The sequence below is a fragment of the Lentzea alba genome (genome assembly GCF_011067745.1).
GTDB lineage: Bacteria > Actinomycetota > Actinomycetes > Mycobacteriales > Pseudonocardiaceae > Lentzea > Lentzea alba.
In genome coordinates this window covers 1,638,358-1,652,441 of sequence record NZ_JAAMPJ010000001.1, presented here as the reverse complement: position 1 = coordinate 1,652,441, position 14,084 = coordinate 1,638,358, and the positions used below count along the sequence as shown (strand labels likewise).

Annotated in this window: 17 protein-coding genes and 3 tRNA genes; 10 read left to right on the top strand and 10 right to left on the bottom strand. The window is 68.7% G+C overall.

The genetic code is table 11. The features are described from left to right. Positions 1–293 precede the first annotated feature (293 nt). Positions 294–497, top strand: coding sequence for a cold-shock protein (locus G7043_RS08095; RefSeq protein WP_030477903.1), 204 nt, complete (start codon positions 294–296; stop codon positions 495–497). Between the two features lie 90 nt (positions 498–587). Here the strand turns inward: G7043_RS08095 and G7043_RS08090 are convergent, their stop codons facing one another. From G7043_RS08090 to G7043_RS08075, 4 genes are all read right to left on the bottom strand, one after another. Then, the gene (locus G7043_RS08090) at positions 588–893 is read right to left on the bottom strand and encodes a hypothetical protein (RefSeq protein ID WP_086665480.1); all 306 of its coding nucleotides are present in this window, start codon (positions 891–893) and stop codon (positions 588–590) included. Between the two features lie 244 nt (positions 894–1,137). Then, positions 1,138–3,321 carry a heavy metal translocating P-type ATPase gene (locus G7043_RS08085; RefSeq protein ID WP_166044828.1) on the bottom strand — a complete coding sequence of 728 codons (2,184 nt, stop codon included), beginning with the start codon at positions 3,319–3,321 and terminating at the stop codon, positions 1,138–1,140. Beyond that, positions 3,321–3,527 carry a heavy-metal-associated domain-containing protein gene (locus tag G7043_RS08080; protein ID WP_166044827.1) on the bottom strand — a complete coding sequence of 69 codons (207 nt, stop codon included), beginning with the start codon at positions 3,525–3,527 and terminating at the stop codon, positions 3,321–3,323. The genes G7043_RS08085 and G7043_RS08080 overlap by 1 nt, the downstream gene beginning before the upstream one ends. Before the next feature lie 56 nt (positions 3,528–3,583). Then, the gene (locus tag G7043_RS08075) at positions 3,584–3,844 is read right to left on the bottom strand and encodes a hypothetical protein (RefSeq protein WP_166044826.1); all 261 of its coding nucleotides are present in this window, start codon (positions 3,842–3,844) and stop codon (positions 3,584–3,586) included. A 154-nt stretch (positions 3,845–3,998) separates the two neighbouring features. Between G7043_RS08075 and G7043_RS08070 the strand changes: the two genes are divergently transcribed. The 5 genes from G7043_RS08070 (at position 3,999) to G7043_RS08050 (ending at position 5,406) form a co-directional block, all read left to right on the top strand. Beyond that, entirely contained in the window at positions 3,999–4,244 is a 246-nt protein-coding gene (locus tag G7043_RS08070; RefSeq protein WP_166044825.1) for a hypothetical protein, read from the top strand. 125 nt (positions 4,245–4,369) lie between these two features. Then, positions 4,370–5,008, top strand: coding sequence for a ScbR family autoregulator-binding transcription factor (locus G7043_RS08065; RefSeq protein WP_166044824.1), 639 nt, complete (start codon positions 4,370–4,372; stop codon positions 5,006–5,008). 130 nt (positions 5,009–5,138) lie between these two features. Continuing rightward, positions 5,139–5,211: transfer RNA gene (locus G7043_RS08060), tRNA-Glu, on the top strand. Between the two features lie 33 nt (positions 5,212–5,244). Then, a tRNA-Asp gene (locus tag G7043_RS08055) sits at positions 5,245–5,318 on the top strand. Positions 5,319–5,332: 14 nt separating this feature from the next. After that, a tRNA-Phe gene (locus G7043_RS08050) sits at positions 5,333–5,406 on the top strand. Between the two features lie 47 nt (positions 5,407–5,453). On the opposite strand, the gene G7043_RS08045 is transcribed toward G7043_RS08050, so the two are convergent. Further along, on the bottom strand, positions 5,454–6,158 hold the full coding sequence (locus G7043_RS08045) for a protein phosphatase 2C domain-containing protein (RefSeq protein WP_313887747.1): 705 nt from the start codon (positions 6,156–6,158) through the stop codon (positions 5,454–5,456). A gap of 61 nt (positions 6,159–6,219) precedes the next feature. On the opposite strand from G7043_RS08045, the gene G7043_RS08040 reads away from it, so the two are divergent. Both G7043_RS08040 and G7043_RS08035 read left to right on the top strand, forming a co-directional pair. Beyond that, positions 6,220–6,429, top strand: a complete 210-nt coding sequence (locus G7043_RS08040; RefSeq protein WP_166044822.1) for a helix-turn-helix domain-containing protein — start codon at positions 6,220–6,222, stop codon at positions 6,427–6,429. Further along, entirely contained in the window at positions 6,426–6,953 is a 528-nt protein-coding gene (locus G7043_RS08035) for a Clp protease N-terminal domain-containing protein (RefSeq protein ID WP_242641848.1), read from the top strand. Before G7043_RS08040 ends, G7043_RS08035 begins: the two co-directional genes overlap by 4 nt. Here G7043_RS08035 and yczE read toward each other — a convergent pair. Continuing rightward, positions 6,919–7,557 (bottom strand): membrane protein YczE, encoded by a 639-nt coding sequence (gene yczE, locus G7043_RS08030; protein WP_166044821.1) that lies wholly within the window; start codon positions 7,555–7,557, stop codon positions 6,919–6,921. The two genes, G7043_RS08035 and yczE, sit on opposite strands and share 35 nt — an antisense overlap. Before the next feature lie 61 nt (positions 7,558–7,618). Here yczE and yczR point away from each other — a divergent pair, with 61 nt between their 5' ends. Next, the gene (yczR, locus tag G7043_RS08025; protein ID WP_207310597.1) at positions 7,619–9,055 is read left to right on the top strand and encodes a MocR-like transcription factor YczR; all 1,437 of its coding nucleotides are present in this window, start codon (positions 7,619–7,621) and stop codon (positions 9,053–9,055) included. Between the two features lie 295 nt (positions 9,056–9,350). Here the strand turns inward: yczR and G7043_RS08020 are convergent, their stop codons facing one another. Further along, positions 9,351–10,142 carry a hypothetical protein gene (locus G7043_RS08020; RefSeq protein WP_166044820.1) on the bottom strand — a complete coding sequence of 264 codons (792 nt, stop codon included), beginning with the start codon at positions 10,140–10,142 and terminating at the stop codon, positions 9,351–9,353. 390 nt (positions 10,143–10,532) lie between these two features. Here G7043_RS08020 and G7043_RS08015 point away from each other — a divergent pair, with 390 nt between their 5' ends. Further along, positions 10,533–11,234, top strand: coding sequence for a hypothetical protein (locus tag G7043_RS08015; protein ID WP_166044819.1), 702 nt, complete (start codon positions 10,533–10,535; stop codon positions 11,232–11,234). Here the strand turns inward: G7043_RS08015 and G7043_RS08010 are convergent. From G7043_RS08010 to G7043_RS08000, 3 genes are read right to left on the bottom strand one after another with little or no spacing between them, the layout of a single operon-like run. After that, on the bottom strand, positions 11,204–13,195 hold the full coding sequence (locus tag G7043_RS08010) for a CHAT domain-containing protein (RefSeq protein WP_166044818.1): 1,992 nt from the start codon (positions 13,193–13,195) through the stop codon (positions 11,204–11,206). The genes G7043_RS08015 and G7043_RS08010 overlap by 31 nt on opposite strands. Beyond that, the gene (locus G7043_RS08005) at positions 13,192–13,551 is read right to left on the bottom strand and encodes a hypothetical protein (RefSeq protein ID WP_166044817.1); all 360 of its coding nucleotides are present in this window, start codon (positions 13,549–13,551) and stop codon (positions 13,192–13,194) included. Before G7043_RS08005 ends, G7043_RS08010 begins: the two co-directional genes overlap by 4 nt. Further along, positions 13,548–14,078, bottom strand: a complete 531-nt coding sequence (locus G7043_RS08000; protein ID WP_166044816.1) for an RNA polymerase sigma factor — start codon at positions 14,076–14,078, stop codon at positions 13,548–13,550. The genes G7043_RS08005 and G7043_RS08000 overlap by 4 nt, the downstream gene beginning before the upstream one ends. Between the last annotated feature and the right edge of the window lie 6 nt (positions 14,079–14,084).

Here is a 14,084-nt window from a genome sequence, read left to right as displayed (position 1 = left end):
CTCAGAGACGCGCAGGGGTACCGGCGAGTTGCATGGGCGTTTGCGATCACCCACCCGGACCAGCGGGTTTCCTCCTATTGAGGCAGCCAACTGGCCAGTAATGACCTGTAGTGCTATGACGCATCACACGTTAGGCTGACCCGCGCAGGCCGTGGTTTCTGTGTTCGTGCTTCACACGCTCGCGGAACGACACGCGGGCGTGCTGTGCGCTCTCACCGAGCGAGCTGAACGCCCCCGGGACGGCCGGGGTTGCACGGTGCAGCCCCAAGCTTTCCTGCGATGGAGGCAGGTACATGGCACAGGGCACTGTCAAGTGGTTCAACTCCGAGAAGGGCTTCGGCTTCATCGCCCAGGACAACGGCGGCGCAGACGTCTTCGTCCACTACTCGGAGATCCAGGGTCAGGGTTTCCGCACCCTGGAGGAGAACCAGCGCGTGGAGTTCGAGGTCGGGCAGGGCACCAAGGGCCCGCAGGCGCAGAACGTCCGCGCCGTCTGATTCAAGCCGCAGTTGAGTCGTAAGTGAGAAGGACCCTCGGCCGGGCTCGGCCGAGGGTCCTTCTTCGTTTGTTCGGGGGCTTTCGAACGACTAGTGGCCGCGCTGGCGCGCTTCCCACTCCAGTCGCTGCATGACCCACTCCGTGGCGAGCGCCTGCGGGGAGGTCTGGCGCTCGGCGGCGAGCTCCTTGAGCTGCTCGTTCGCCATCAGCTGCAGCCGCAGCTGGTACACCTGCGCGTTGCCGAAGCCCGATGCGGTGGTCTCGTTGTCCGCGTCCGGGGCCAGGGCGGCCAGGTAAGAGGTCAGCTCCTCGTCGGGCAACGTCTCCTGCTGCTGCGGTTCGTCCGCGGGGCGGTGACGGCCGGACTTGGAACGTCCGAGGGATCCTATGGGCACCGGGACACGATAACGGCTCGGTCACGGAAGCCAAACCCCTGTGACCTGAGTCACTCCAAGGTGTAAATGGGTCTACTCAGAGTGGATCTCCCCGGACGGTGCCGAAGACATGGAGAGGCCCCCGCGCCAGGGGGAGGAACGCGGGGGCCGGAGGGGATCTCCACAGGCGCTGACCGGGGGTGTGTCAGCTTTTGGATTGTTGCACGCGCACAAGGCTGTTGGGGAGACTTCACACTCAAGATTCTTAACTTGCCGATGGACGGAAACCCCGCAGTCGCAAGCTATTGGTAACAACGAACACGCTGCTGAACGCCATCGCGGCCCCCGCGATCATGGGGTTCAGCAGTCCCAGCGCCGCGAGTGGAAGTCCAGCGACGTTGTAGGCGAACGCCCAGAAAAGATTCCCCTTGATGGCGCCCAAAGTCTTGCGGGACAGGCGAATCGCGTCCGCCGCCACGCGCAGGTCGCCGCGCACGAGCGTCAGGTCGCTCGCCTCGATCGCGACGTCGGTGCCGGTTCCCATGGCCAGCCCCAGATCCGCGGCCGCGAGCGCCGGCGCGTCGTTCACGCCGTCGCCGACCATGGCCACAACTCGGCCCTGTGCCTGGAGATTCCGGACCGCTTCGACTTTGCCGGCGGGCAGGACGTCGGCGATGACCTCGTCGATGCCCACCTCGGCGGCCACGGAAGCGGCCACCTCGGCGTTGTCGCCGGTCAGCAGCACCGGGCGCAGGCCCAGTTCGCGCAACGAACGAATCGCTTGTGCGGACGTGGGTTTGACGACGTCCGACACGACGACGAGTCCGACAACCTTGTCATCAAAGGAAACCGCGACAACGGTTCGCGCGCCTTGTGCAACTGCGGCCTCGGTCAATTCCCGAGGAAGAGAAACGTTGCGCAGTCGTCCGACGACAACGCGTCGACCTTCCACGACTCCGCTGACACCGATGCCATCCGTGGAAACGAACTGCGACACCGGAAGCACTTCGTCGACCTCGCGCACGATCGCCGCGGCGATCGGGTGTTCGGACGCGTTCTCGACGGCCGCCGCGAACCGCAGCACCTCGTCGCGGGACACGCCGTCCGCCGCGATCACGTCGACCAGCGTCAGTCGGCCGGTGGTGACGGTGCCGGTCTTGTCCAGCACCACGGTGTCCACGCGCCGCGTCGACTCCAGCACCTCGGGGCCCTTCACCAGGATGCCGAGCTGGGCACCGCGCCCGGTGCCCACGAGCAACGCCGTCGGCGTCGCCAGCCCCAGCGCACAGGGACACGCGATCACGAGCACCGCCACGGCCGTCGTCACCGCGAACTCCAGCGGCCGTCCGGCGAGCAGCCATGCACCGAACGACGCCAGCGCGATCAACACGACGACGGGCACGAACACGGCCGACACCCGGTCCGCCAGCCGTTGCACCTCGGCCTTGCCCGCCTGGGCCTGCTCGACCAGCCGAGCCATCCGGGCGAGCTGGGTGTCCGAGCCGACCGACGTCGCGGACACGACCAGCCGGCCGCCCGCGTTGACCGTCCCGCCGACGACCGCATCGCCGGCGCCGACCTCGACCGGCACCGATTCCCCGGTGACCATCGAACGGTCCACCGCCGAGCTGCCCTCGACCACTAGGCCGTCCGTGGCGATCCGCTCACCTGGACGGACCACGAAGTGTTCGCCGACCTGGAGCCGTCCGACGGGCACGCGGGTCTCCACGCCGTCGCGCAGCACCGCCACGTCCTTGGCACCCAACGCGAGCAGCGACCGCAGGGCGGCACCCGCGCTGCGCTTGGACCTGGCCTCGAGCCAACGCCCGAGCAGCAGGAAAACGGTCACGCCGACCGCGACCTCGAGATAGATGTCGCCGGAGGTGGTGGGACGAGGCAGCAGGCTGAACTCGTGCCGCATGCCGATCGTCCCGGCCTCGCCGAACACCAGCGCGTAGAGCGACCACAGGTACGAGACCGTGACGCCCATCGACACGAGGGTGTCCATCGTGCTGGCGCCGTGCCGTGCGTTGACGGCGGCCGCACGGTGGAACGGCCAGCCGCACACCCACACGACCACGCTGGCCAGCGCCAGCGACACCCACTGCCAGGTGGGGAACTGCCACGCCGGAACCATCGAGAACGCGATCACCGGCACGCCCAGCGCCGCGGCGAGGACGACCCTCAGTCGCAGCTCACCGGCCTCGTCCACCTCGGGAGCCTCGGGCCGGGGCTCCTCCGCGTCGTAGCCCGCCGCGCGCACGGTCGACACCAGGTCGTCCACGCGCACGTGGTCCGGGAACTGAACGCTGGCCTTCTCGGTCGCGTAGTTCACGGTGGCGGACACGCCGTCGAGCTTGTTCAGCTTGCGTTCGATGCGATTCGCACAGGAGGCGCACGTCATGCCGCTGATGCTGAGCTCGACGTGACGAGGCTCGGTCGTCGTCATCAGGCGACCTGGTACCCGGCCTCGGTGACGGCGGCGACGACCTCGGCGCGGTCCAGCTCGCGGTCGCTGGTCACGGTCACCGCGCCGGTTTCCAGGACGACGTCGACGCCCGTGACGCCGGCGACCTCGCCCAGCTCCTCGGTGACGGAGCTGACGCAGTGACCGCAGGTCATGCCGGTGACGGTGTAGGTGGAGGTGACGGACATCGGAGCCCTTTCTCTCTACGGGTCTCCGAGTCTATACCCCCCTGGGGTAGCGGGATCTACTGAGGACTGTCAGGTTTCGGCTGGTCCAGGTTCTGGATGTCCGACTCGATCTTGTTGACCAGGTCGTCCAGGCCCTCGAGCATCTTGTCGAGCTCGGCCATCCGCGAGCCGAACGCGGACTCGATGTCGGCCTCGATGGTGTTCAGGTCGATGCCGCTGATCGCCTGGAAGATGGCCTCCTGGTCGACCGCGGGCGGTATCTGAGATGCGTTTTGGCCCTCTGCATCGGGGGAAGGCTCCGGCGTGGGGTCGGTCATCGGTCCATCATCCCCTGGCCAGATCCCCACGAGACACGGACCGCACCTGTACGGAAAGTAACGCTGGGTGGCGGTGGAATCACTCTGCGGGGGGCTGCGGCCGTTGTCCCAGGTCGCTTAGCCTCGCGCCACACCTCAAGTCGGGGAGGGTGCTATGAGCGGGTCACTGGAAGTGCGGAAGTTCCTGTTCACACAGGACGACAGCATGTCGCGACAGGGCGGGCCGAACGTGCCGGCCCAGCGCAGCGGGGAACCTTCACGGATCTCCGACGATCAGGTCCACCGGGCGAGGCTCGCGGTCGCGCGCAGCGCCCTGGGCGCCGAGGACTGCCGGATGCTGCTCGACATGCTGGGTCTGTCGCCGGGCGAGGACGGCGGCACACCACCGGTGCAACGGTGAAGTGATGCGTACGCGAATGCGGCCCTGACTCCAGACGCGCACCCCCCGGAGCGCGTCTGCAGGACAGGGCCGCATCTCGAAACATACCCACGGGTCTCTTTAGCGGCAACGGCTAACCTCTACTCATGCCCCAGCAGGACCGGGCGCACGCGACGCGAGAGGCGATACTCCACGCCGCGGCGGAGGAGTTCGACCGGCTCGGTTACGAGCGCACGTCGCTGACCGCCGTGTTGGCGCGCGCCGGGCTGACCAAGGGCGCGTTCTACTTCCACTTCGCCTCCAAGGAAGCCGTCGCCGGTGCCCTCATCGAGCGGCAGAGCGACCTGTGGGCGCAGGTGAGGGAGTCGTGGCGGGCGCGTGGCGTCGATCCGCTGAGCGCCCTGCACGGCATGTTCCTGGAGTCCGCCGACCGGATGGCCGCGGACGTCGTGCTGCGCGCGGGTGTGCGGCTGAACGCCGACCGCGAGATCGGTTATCCCGGTGTGCCGAGCACGCACGTCATGTGGGAGAAGTTGATCGGCGGTTATCTCGCCGAGGCGCTGGAGCGCGGAGACCTCCGTGCCGGCGTTGATCCGGAGGCCGTGGCGCGGACGTTGTGCGGGGCCGCCCTCGGTGCCCGGCTGATCTCTTCGGCGACGACGGCGTGCGCCGACTTCCCGGCTCGCATCCGCGAGGTGATGGGGCACGTGTTGCCGTGCGTCGCGGCAGCCGAGTGGAAGTTGTCTGGATCACAAAACGCGGTTGACGGGGCTGGTGGGCCGTGAACAGGCATTTGTTGATCGGGACGCGCTGGCCCTGAAGGTGGTTTGGGCAGGTCAGCCCACAAGTGGGACCCCCGTTTTGGAGGTGCGCGGACCTATGTCATATGCTTACGATGCTTCCAGAGACCAGCTAGTCCCCATCATCTAGCGGCCTAGGATCCCGCCCTTTCAAGGCGGTCGCGCGGGTTCGAATCCCGTTGGGGGCACGCAGTAAGATAGAGTAAGATCTGCAAGAGCAAGGCCCAGTGGCGCAGTTGGTTAGCGCGTCGCCCTGTCACGGCGAAGGTCGCGGGTTCGAGTCCCGTCTGGGTCGCTTTCTTGTTTCATGGCCAGGTAGCTCAGTTGGTACGAGCGACCGCCTGAAAAGCGGTAGGTCGGCGGTTCGACCCCGCCCCTGGCCATCCTTCTTCGAAAGAAGCCCCGCAGGGTGCTGCGGGGCTTCTTTCGTTTACCCGGTGATTCGGGCGATGGCCTGATCGTCGTGCGTTTTGAAGCGGGGCCAACGTTTGTGCTCCGGATCACCGCGCTCTGCTTCGCGGATTCGGTCCAGCACTTCGCCCAGTGGCATTTCTTCGAGGTCCTCCCAGGAGAAGAGTCCGTAGTCGGACACTCCACAGGAGACACCGTCTGTGAGAGCGATCACTTTCCTGATCTCCGACCGCGGCCAGCTTGCCGTCCGGGCCTGATGCGCCGCAACGGGTTCCGCCTCGGCGACCCACCAGCCGTCCGGCTTGTTCTTCCACGCCAGGATGTCCGGCTGCGGCCGGAGGTCTTCGAGCCGGGTGTCTTCGAGCACATGGGTCGTCCGTCCGAACGCGACGACCGGGGTGTCGCACAGGACGAGGGCGTCGATCCTGTCCGCGGTCCAGCGCACGATCGACGCGGTGGCGGACGGGGAGTCGCCGGGCACGAGGTCGTGTTCTCGCACGAGGTTCGTGATGGCTTCGGCGAGGAGGTCGGTCAGCGGGTCGGTGTCGTTGATCAGCCTGGCGAGTTCGTCGGCGAGTTTCGTCGCGTACCAACCGCCGTTGCGGTCGGGCGGCCTGGTTCGCGAGGTGACGCCGTCGAGCACCACGACCGCGTTCGGCAGCACGCGGATCCGGTCCTCGGTGACTCGCCCGGGAGCCCCCTGCTCAGCGGTCTCGATCTTCACGATCTCACCGTACGTGTCAACTTCGGTTGACGGATCCCGGTTGTCAACGTACGTTGACAGCATGACTGAAGCGACGGATCTCGCCACGGCGGCTGGAGACCGCGACCCGAAGGTCGGGTTGCGGGCCGTCACCGCGCTGCGGCGACTTTTGGAACATCTGGAGGCGGCCCAGGTCCGCAGTGCGCGGGCACAGGGCTGGTCATGGCAGGAGATCGCGGCGGAACTCGGGGTGTCCCGCCAGGCGGTGCACAAGAAGCACGGGGGTCGATGATGGTTGGCGAGCGGTTCACCAAGGAAGCCCGTGTGGCGGTCATGGCCGCAGTGCGGGACGCGGAGAAGGTGCACGCCGGCGAGGTCGGGGTGGAGTTCCTGTTGCTGGCGCTGCTCGACGCGCCGGTGCTGGCCGGGTTCGACCTGCCGCGCGAGGAGTTGGAAGCGGCGTTCCGCGACTACCGGCGCAAGGGCGGGCTGACGAAGGCCGACGCGGAAGCGTTGCGGGGCTTGGGGATCGACGTCGACGCGGTGATCGACTCGGTCGAGCAGTCACTCGGGGCCGGTGTGCTGCGACCGGGGCCGCGCCGGCGGTGGTTCGGGATGCCGTTGGAGCCCGCGTTCAAGAAGGCGCTGGAGAACGCGCTGCGCGAGTCGCGCGACCTCGGCCACAACTACCTGGGTGCCGAGCACGTGCTGCTGGCGTTGTTGCAGGGCAAGGGAATCGTGGCCGAGGTGCTGACCGAGCGCGGGGTCACCTACGAGGAGATCAGGAAGCGGGCTGCGAGCGCTCGCGCCAGGTGAGCATCGGCAGGAACAGCTGAGAGAGCGGGCCGATGCCGAGTGCGTAGAGGACCGTGCCGATGCCGACGGTGCCGCCGAGCAGCCAGCCGGTGCCCAGCACCAGCAGTTCGACGACGGTGCGGACGACACGCAGGGAAAGGCCTGTACGACGGCAGAACCCGGTGACCATGCCGTCGCGCGGGCCCGGCCCGAGCCGCGAACCGACGTAGGCGGCGAACGCGACGGCGTTGAGCACGATGCCCAGCGTGAGCAGCACGATTCTGGGCAGAAGTCCTTGTGGCTCAGGGATGATCGCGAGCGACACGTCGACGCTGACGGCGATCAGCACGACGTTGGCGATGGTGCCGACGCCGGGCTTCTGCCGCAGCGGGATCCACGCCAGCAACACCAGCACGCCGGTGATCGCGGTGATCAGGCCGAAACTCAGACCGGTGCGTCTGGTCAGGCCCTCGTGGAACACGTCCCACGGATCGAGGCCGAGCGTCGCGCGGATCTGCATCGCCATGCTCGCGCCGTAGAGCCACAGACCGGCGAACAGCTGGGGAAGGCGGCGGGTGGGTGAGACGCGGACGGAGACCTGGTGGAGTGCGGTCATGGTGGCCATGTGGCCATCCTGAGCTGCGATTGGCCTGGTAATCCATAGCCAATTCGGGATAATTGGCCTCATGCTCCCACCGGGTGGACGTATATCGGGTGCTCGGCTCGCGCGGTTGCTCGGATCGTGGCGGCGTGGCGGTGCCCGGCAGGGGTCGGCCGACCTCGCCGCGGCGTTGAAACTGCTGGTCGCGGACGGCCGGCTGCCCGTCGGAACCCGGTTGCCGTCCGAACGCGAGCTCACCGACGCGCTGCCGGTGAGCCGCACCACGATCACCTCTGCTCTGGACCAGTTGCGCACCGAGGGGGTGGTGGAGTCGCGGCGCGGGGCCGGGTCGTGGATCAACGGACCCGTCGGTGCCGGTGGTGGCATCACCGGTGGCGACGACACGTTGATCGACCTGTCCCGAGCCGCGCCTCCCGCGCTGCCGTCGGTGCGGCTCGCGATGGACGTGGCACTGGGCCAAATGCCGGAACATCTCGCGTCGCACGGGTACGACGAACGAGGGCTGCTGGTGCTGCGGCAACGGATCGCGGACCGGTACGCGGCCCGCGGGCTGCCGACCTCGGCCGACCAGATCGTGGTGACCTCGGGCGCGCAGCACGCGTGGGCGTTGGTGCTGCGGCTCTTCGTCGGGCCCGGCGACCGGGTGCTGGTGGAGCAGCCGAGCTACCCCAACGCGTTGGAGGCGGTGCGGGCGTCGTTCGGGATCCCGGTACCGGTGCCGATGCTGAGTGACGGCTGGGACGTGGACGGGTTCGAGGCCGCTTTGCGTCAGGCGGGCCCCCGGTTGGCCTATCTGATCCCGGATTTCCAGAACCCGACCGGACTGCGGATGTCCTCCGAGTCGCGGGAGGCTCTTGCCGCCGTGCTGCGCAAGGCGCGTACTCCCTTGGTCGTCGATGAAACCTTGGTCGAACTCGCGCTGGACGGTGCCGAAGCGCCGTTGCCGATGGCCGCGTTCGGTGAGGATTCCGTGGTGACGCTGGGATCCGCGAGCAAGTCGCACTGGGGCGGACTGCGGATCGGGTGGATCAGGGCGTCCGCCGACATCGTGCACCGGCTGCTGTCGACGCGGGCGGCGATCGACCTGGGCACGCCGGTGTTCGAGCAGCTGGTGCTGGCCGCGTTGCTGGAGAACCCGGAACCTGTTCTGCGGCAACGACGTGCGGAGGCTCTGGAGCAGCGGGACGTGGCGGTCGCGGCACTGCGCGAGCACTGTCCACAGTGGAGCTTCATAGTGCCGGCCGGTGGGCTCGGGGTGTGGTGCACGCTCGACGGCCCGGTGAGCACGCGGATCGCCGTGGTGGCGCAGAACCACGGCCTGCGTCTCGTGCCTGGTCCGAGGTTCGCGGTGCACGGCGGATGCGAGCAGATGCTCCGAGTGCCGTACACGCAGTCATCCGAAGTGCTGCGCGAAGCGATAGCCCGTTTGGGTGTGGTGGCTGCAACTGTTGCCGGAACAGGGTTTCCGGCGGATGCCGACCTGGCGGTACCGGTCGCGTGAGACACGTCGGCCCGGTCTCCCACAGCGGTGAAGACCGGGCCGACGAACTTGCCAACGGGTGGCCTGCGGCGGGGAACGTCCCAGGGATTGACGTCCCCCGTCCGCAGGTTTCCCGTGTGGTCCGAGACTGCGGGGGCAGCGCGGCACTCGGACCAGACCCGACCTGCCAGGGCGCGGTTGGCAGGTCAGGAAGACTGGGTTCTTTGCGTACAACGGGAAATGACAGGAGGAGTTACTGGCGCGACGGAACGAGACGGTCACAAATCGCGCAGAGGGCAGAGATGTCCCGTCTGACTCAGTCGGGTGACGTGCTCGGCAGACCGGGAAGGCTGCCGGGTGAACGTCCGTCGCGGCGTTCCTCCACCGACCACGTGGCGGGCGGGAACAGCGAGTTGTGCGACGTCAGAACGGCGAGCACGCCGCGCGCGCCGCCGGAGTTGTCGGTGTGACCGGACGCCGAGGAGGCCGTCGCGGTTACCGGTGCCTGCTGCGGCGTGGGCAGCGGCGCGTCCGGTCCGGGGGTGGTCCAGGTGAGGTCGCTCACGGGCGCCGGCACGGTCTTCGCGATGGCCGGCACGGGCAGGTCGGGCAGCAGCGGTACGACCTTCTTGACGGACACGACGGGCGGCGCGGGCGGCGGAGGAGCCGGCAGCGCGGCGGCGAGCCTCGCGGCCTTCTTGGCGGCGCGGACCTCGGCCTTGGCCTGGAGCACCTCGGGCGGGGCCTGGTTCGACACGGTGCCGGACCGCGTGTTGCCCTGGGAGCCACCGGTGAAGTCGAGGACCGGGCCCTCGTCCTCCTGCGGCTCTTCCTGGGGCTGGCTCGGTTTGGTCGCAACGGACGGCACGAGCCTGGCCGGCTGGTGCTGTTCGATCACCGCGGCGGTGAACGCCTTGGCCCAGCCAGCGGGGTCCTCGAGCAGCTGCGGAGTCTCGGTGGCGGTGGCGGTGTCGATGGTGATCTCGACGGCCGGCGGTTCCTCCGGGCTGGCGGACGCGGTCGTCCCGCTCAGCAACCAGGCGGCGGCGGTCAGTCCGCCGAGCGCGGCGGCCCGCAGCAGCAGTGCACCAGCTCCACCACTCGCCACAGGATCACCACCCGCCACCGTTCAGGTCACCGCCAACGTCACAGCGCCGTCGGAGGTCGACGTTGAGCTATGTCTAGCACTGGTGAGTGACTTTGCGAACCAACTCGGCACAAAACACTCGGAAGGGCGGTCACGTGCGGCTGTCCGGGTTGCCCTGATCAGGCATGAACACCGTCTGTGTCGTCATCGGATCGAGTGACATTGCGCCCCGGTCCCCTGTGGACCGTGTCGCGGCGAGGGATGGTGTCCGATGTGGACACGCCGAAGCAGGTCAGCAACCTCTCTGAGCTGGTCGATCACGCCGCTCGTGCGCTTGGTCCCGTGCACGCGCATGATCCTGAGGGGCCAAACGAGTGCTTGGTCCGTTCGGGCGAACTGGTCGTGCCCGCAGTGGACGCACCCACTGTGCGCAAGCGCTTGCGAGGTGTCTACTCGCACGAGGAGATCTCGGCCGGTGCCATCCGGATGTTCTTGAAAGCATCCGAACGGTCGCGTGTGGTGGACATCGCCACCGAGGTCGGCGCCACCCCGAACCACGTCCACCTCTCCTGCCCGATCATGATCGGCACTTCCCGCCCGGTCGTCGGCGAACGCCTGCCGGAGCTGCTGGGCGAGGGCACCGTCGCGTTGCTCGACACCCCTCTCGACGCCCCGCACGGCTCGTTGGTGGCCGGCGTGCTGCGCCACCACGGCGCCACCGTCCGCCCGTTCCCGGTGCTCTCGGCCAGCGGTTTCGGCGACGACCTGACCCTCGCCGCCACCCTGCGCGCCACCCGCTCGCTCCCGGTCGTCCTGGTCGCCTCGGGCACCTACACGTTCAACGACGAATGCCCACCGGTGCTGGCCTCCTACGGCCACAACGTGGTGGCCGCCGCGGGCAATGGCGGCTCGTCCCGCCCCTGGTGGCCGGCTGCCTCGCCGTCGGTGACGGCCGTGGGCGCTTCCGCCCCGTTCTCGGGACACGGTCCGTGGGTGAACGTCGTCGTCGACGGCGTGGACGTGCCGTCCACGGTGGGTTTGACGCAGTCCCTGTGCACCGGCACCTCGTTCGCGGCCGCGCTTCACGCCGCCACTCTGGTCCCGGTGCCGTAACAGCTGAACCCGAGGTGGGCGACGGCCTTGGCGGCTTCGGCCGGGTGGTCGATGAGCCGGTGCACCTCCGTCATGGCCTCGCTGACCTGCGCGTCCGGTACCGGCAACACGCTGGCGATCACCGCTCTGGTCCCCGCGTCGAGGAACGCGCGCGCCAGCCCCGACGCGCAGGCGGAGAGCACGACGATCTCGGGCGGGTTCTCGATCCTGGCGATGTCGTACCCGTAGAGCGGTCCGTCCTGCAGTTCCAGAGAGGAGAACAACGGATTCTCCGGGTGGACGTGCCCGTGCGCCGCGATGTGCGCGATCCGGGCGCCTTCGAGGGCTCGCAGTGTTTCCTCCACAGTGGACGCTGCTGTGCCGCCATGTTCTTTCTGCAGCGCAGGAACTTCCTCGCGCTGCAACTGCGGACCCGTGACCCAGACCCGATGTCCGCCTCGACCTGTCGGCCGCCAATGCCGCAGCGATGGCACGACGTGGACTCGTCGGCCGAGCGCCGCCCACGGCATGTCGTGCAACACGCCGTCCGGAATCACGACGAGCTCGTCGACGTCCGGCAGCAGGTCGGGCACTGTTCGCCCGGCCGTGACGGCCAGCCTGGTTTCGGCCACCAGACGGGCGGGGTCGGGGATGTCGCGGAGGCGTGCGCGGCCATTCAGCACGGTGACCACCCGCATCTGTCCTTTGTGGAAGATGAAACTCATCAACGGCAGCCCGAACGGCTCGCCTGAGGCGTGCCGCGCACGTGGTGACGTGGCCAGGGTCAACCGGCGGACATCACGTTCGAACGGTTCCAACGACATGCCGAACGCCCTCGCCCGCCGCAGTCTCGTGAGTGCCTGCGCAAGCGCGGGATCGTTGGGCGGCAAGGGCGCCGAGCGACGGTGCTCCTCGGACCAGTGCAGCACCTCGCGAGCGGTCCGCGCCAACCCGAGCGCATGACCGGTCAGCTCGTGGCGAGGCCAGTCACCGTGGTGTTCGTCGAGCAGTCTGAGCCCCGCACGGCAGGCAGCCAGCGCCCCGCGTCGATCCGACCGCCTCGCCTGCGCGAGCCAGCCGAGCGCCCGCGTCTGCACCGGCCCGCGAAACCGATGTGCCGCAACGGCGTCCAACTTCCCGGCGGCGAGCATGAACTCGACGTCGGAACCGCGGTGTCTCCGCGCGGGCCCAGGATCTCCGTCGCGCAACGAGCAGCGCGCACTCAAAATCGCCAGCTCCGGCACGTGCCGCTTGCACCTGCGGAGCAGCTCCAGCGCAGGAGCCAACACCCGTTGCGCCTCCCCGGTGAGTCCGGCCGCCAGCAACGCCTCGGCACGGTCGACCAGCGCCTCCGGTCTGCTGGTCGAGTCGAGCCCGGCCTTCGCCGCGTCCTCGTACCGCCGCAGCGCGAGCGGCAGGTCGCCGGCGAGCATCGCCACGAACCCCCTGTTGTGCAGGCACATCGCCGCCCTTCGCGGTTCACCGATGGCGTGCAGCAGGTGCTGCGCGGCGGTGAAGTCGGCATCGGCGTCGGCCAGTTTCGTGGCGCTGCACCGGGCAATGCCCCTGCCGATCAACGCGTTGGCGAGCCATCGCTGGTCACCGCACCTCCGCAGGTCCCTGATGACGGACGTGAGTTCCGCGATCGCCAGCCTGGGATCGGCCGAGCCGCAGAGGTGGAGGCCGCGCAGACACCTCGCCCGCACCAGTTCGGGGCCTTTCAGGTGCGGTGTCGCGCTGTCCAGGTGGCGGAGGCTGCGCTGACGTCGGCCGCGGTCCAGGTCGATCCACGCGAGCGTGAGGTGAAACCGCGCCTCGCCGGTGAGCCGGAGTCCGCGTTGGGCGAACCGGGCGGCCACGTCGAGGTGGCCCAGCTCGACGTGGGCGATGCTCAGGTCGTGCAGGGCATCGGCACGCTGGGCCTTCGTGCCGCGTACCTCGGTGGACGCGATCGTGGCCTGTGGATCGGCGCTGGCGCTCATGCGACGAACCACCCCGTCGTCAGCCCCAGCTCGGGGACGGTCACGCACAACGGTCCCTGCCGGACGTCGGCGCGGAACCACCCCTCGGCGTCCGGGCGGAGCGCCTGGGTGGTGCTGGGTGAGCGAACCTCGACGGACACGCCCTTGTCGTCCAGCACGCCGGTGAGCCGCAGGCCGTCGAGCTGCAGGTACATCCGGCCGACACCGACGTGGAACACCAGCTGCCGGGACGGGCCGCGGACGGGTTCGTCCACAGGGTCCATCGGGTCGAGGCCGGTCGCGCGCGGTGCCAGGACGGGCGGCGGGGCGTCGGAGGCGAACAGGTCGGCGATCTCGTCGAGCAACGAGTCCCTCATCGCAGGTCACCCAGCTTCCGGCGCAGGTCAGCCAGGCAGCGGGTGCGCGTCGAGCCAACGCTCCCCACCTTTATCCCCAGGGCGTCGGCAACCTGTGCATAACTCAGCTCAGGGCTGTGGGCAGCGATCCGCAGCAGCCGCTGGCACCGCTCGTTCAACGTCATCAACGCGGCCCACAACCGACGCTGCCGATCGTTGGTCAAAACGACCTCTTCGGGCGCCGGCAACGCGGACTCCGGCTCCCACAGGTCGAAGGACACCTCACGTCCGCGAGCCCGCACCACGGCGATCGACTGCCGGGTGGCGGTACGAACCAGCCACGCGCCCAGGTGCTCGGGTCGGCGCAGGCGTGTCAGGTGTTCAGCCAGGCAGAGCCAGGTGCACTGGTAGACGTCAGCCGCGTCGGTGTGGCTCAGACGGAACGATCTGGGCACCGACCAGACCAGGCGCGAGTAGCGTTCGACGAGCGCGTCCCAGCCGTGCAGACCGGCACGCCAGCCGAGGAGAACCTCAGTGTTCGAGTCCATGCCATT

Bases quoted from the DNA above. Each gene is read 5' to 3' on its own strand.
- G7043_RS08095 (WP_030477903.1), top strand. From the start codon at position 294: ATGGCACAGGGCACTGTCAAGTGGTTCAACTCCGAGAAGGGCTTCGGC.
- G7043_RS08085 (WP_166044828.1), bottom strand. From the start codon at position 3,321: ATGACGACGACCGAGCCTCGTCACGTCGAGCTCAGCATCAGCGGCATG.
- G7043_RS08080 (WP_166044827.1), bottom strand. From the start codon at position 3,527: ATGTCCGTCACCTCCACCTACACCGTCACCGGCATGACCTGCGGTCAC.
- G7043_RS08075 (WP_166044826.1), bottom strand. From the start codon at position 3,844: ATGACCGACCCCACGCCGGAGCCTTCCCCCGATGCAGAGGGCCAAAAC.
- G7043_RS08070 (WP_166044825.1), top strand. From the start codon at position 3,999: ATGAGCGGGTCACTGGAAGTGCGGAAGTTCCTGTTCACACAGGACGAC.
- G7043_RS08065 (WP_166044824.1), top strand. From the start codon at position 4,370: ATGCCCCAGCAGGACCGGGCGCACGCGACGCGAGAGGCGATACTCCAC.
- G7043_RS08040 (WP_166044822.1), top strand. From the start codon at position 6,220: ATGACTGAAGCGACGGATCTCGCCACGGCGGCTGGAGACCGCGACCCG.
- G7043_RS08035 (WP_242641848.1), top strand. From the start codon at position 6,426: ATGATGGTTGGCGAGCGGTTCACCAAGGAAGCCCGTGTGGCGGTCATG.
- yczE (WP_166044821.1), bottom strand. From the start codon at position 7,557: ATGGCCACCATGACCGCACTCCACCAGGTCTCCGTCCGCGTCTCACCC.
- yczR (WP_207310597.1), top strand. From the start codon at position 7,619: ATGCTCCCACCGGGTGGACGTATATCGGGTGCTCGGCTCGCGCGGTTG.
- G7043_RS08010 (WP_166044818.1), bottom strand. From the start codon at position 13,195: ATGAGCGCCAGCGCCGATCCACAGGCCACGATCGCGTCCACCGAGGTA.
- G7043_RS08005 (WP_166044817.1), bottom strand. From the start codon at position 13,551: ATGAGGGACTCGTTGCTCGACGAGATCGCCGACCTGTTCGCCTCCGAC.
- G7043_RS08000 (WP_166044816.1), bottom strand. From the start codon at position 14,078: ATGGACTCGAACACTGAGGTTCTCCTCGGCTGGCGTGCCGGTCTGCAC.